Annotated in this window: 1 protein-coding gene; it reads right to left on the bottom strand. The window is 77.2% G+C overall.

The features are described from left to right. Positions 1-59: 59 nt before the first annotated feature. Positions 60-962, bottom strand: a complete 903-nt coding sequence (locus MCAG_RS35970) for a hypothetical protein (RefSeq protein ID WP_036375526.1) — start codon at positions 960-962, stop codon at positions 60-62. Positions 963-1,136: the final 174 nt, after the last annotated feature.

The raw sequence follows: 1,136 nt of genomic DNA, 5'->3' as shown, positions 1-1,136 counted from the left end.
CGCCGCGACACCGCCGGTCACCGCACCGGCCGGCTGGTGTCCGCTGAGCCCCGGACGGTTCAGCCGGGATAGGTGAGGACGCTCTCGAAGGTGCGCACCGCCCGGCACACCTTCTTGTCGGCCAGCTGGCCGACGTCCAACACCAGGCCGGCGGGGGCCGCCTCCGGGTCGACCTGGTAGAGACCCGCGAGCGGTGCCGCCCGCACACCGAGGGCGGCCAGCTGCGTCGTCACCGGCTGGACGACCTGCCGGGGCAGCCGGATCGTCGCGAACGGGCCGCGGGAACCCACCAGCAGCCGGGCCGGGCGTGGGAGCGCGCAACCCACGGCGCGCAGCTCCTCGCGGCGCCGCGCGTAGACCCGGGCGACCCGGGCGCCCCGGCGGGCCAGGGTGCCGTCGCGCAGCAGCCGGGTGAACGCCGCCTGGGTCGTGCTGTCGACGTGGGCGTCGTCGTGACCGGCCAACCCGGCGATCACGGGCCCCAGCACCCGGGGCATGACCAGGTAGCTGAGGCCGTGCGGGACCAGGGCATCGCCGAGAACGCCGACCACGGCGACCCGGTCGCCGCCGTACAGCGCGGGCAGCGGCAGGCCGGTGCCGATGCCGTCCCGTTCGGAGCACACGTCCACGACGTAGCCGCCGGTGCGGTCCGACCAGGACAGCAGCTCCCGGCGCCGGGCGGCGGACAGCACCGTGCCGAGCGGGTGATTTCCCTCGGCGAACACCAGCGCGCAGCGCGGCCCGGTCGGCCGGGCCAATCGACCGACCAGGGCGCCGTGGTCGTCGACCGGCAGCGCCTCGATCCGCCAGCCGACCTGTCGGGCGGCGACGGCCGGATACGCCGGGGCCGGCTGCTCCACCGCGACGGTGGCGGGACCGCCGTCGCGGACGGCGATCGCCTCGAACAGCAGCCAGCACGCCTGCCGCAGCCCGACGGTCACCGCGACGTCGGCGGGGTCCACCAGAATCCCGCGGGTCCGGTGCAGGTGCCCGGCGATCGCCTCGCGCAGCGCCGGTGAACCGAGATGCGCCGCCTCGCCGGCCGGTGGCCGGGTAACTGGCCTCCCGCCAGGCCGCCCGCCAGGCGGCCAGGGGGAACGCGTCGGCCGGGAGCGCCGGTGCCGGCACCGAGCCCG

Source organism: Micromonospora sp. ATCC 39149, from assembly GCF_000158815.1.
Lineage (GTDB): Bacteria > Actinomycetota > Actinomycetes > Mycobacteriales > Micromonosporaceae > Micromonospora.
The sequence above is the reverse complement of the archived record's forward strand: the minus strand, read 5'-3'. Positions and strand labels throughout refer to the sequence as shown.